This window comes from Staphylococcus pasteuri (genome assembly GCF_030547725.1).
Classification (GTDB): domain Bacteria; phylum Bacillota; class Bacilli; order Staphylococcales; family Staphylococcaceae; genus Staphylococcus; species Staphylococcus pasteuri.
The window spans coordinates 1-269 of the sequence record NZ_JAUOQO010000369.1 but is presented as its reverse complement, the minus strand read 5'-3'; the positions used below and the strand labels follow the sequence as shown (position 1 = coordinate 269).

Annotated in this window: 1 protein-coding gene; it reads right to left on the bottom strand. The window is 40.1% G+C overall.

The annotated features are described in order from the left end of the window. The coding region (locus tag Q4528_RS14025) for a hypothetical protein (protein WP_303522207.1) at positions 1-269 on the bottom strand (269 nt) is incomplete at both ends.

Genomic DNA, 269 nt, shown 5'->3' with positions numbered 1-269 from the left:
AGTCAGAGGGCTCTGCTTACCACGCTGGATAAGCTGTCCTTGCTGATGATTTAATTGATTCGCTTTCAGGATAATGTGTTCAGCTGAAGTTACACCCTGACTTAAATCAAGAATTCCTGCTTGTAATTGTAATTGACCATTACTGAGTATTTTTCCTTGATTACCCTGTAACTGATCAACCTGAATATCGAGTTGTCCTGTTCCTGCATGGATAAGTTGACCTGCGGTATTATTTAATGATGTCGTATTGAGATTGACCTGTGCTGCAT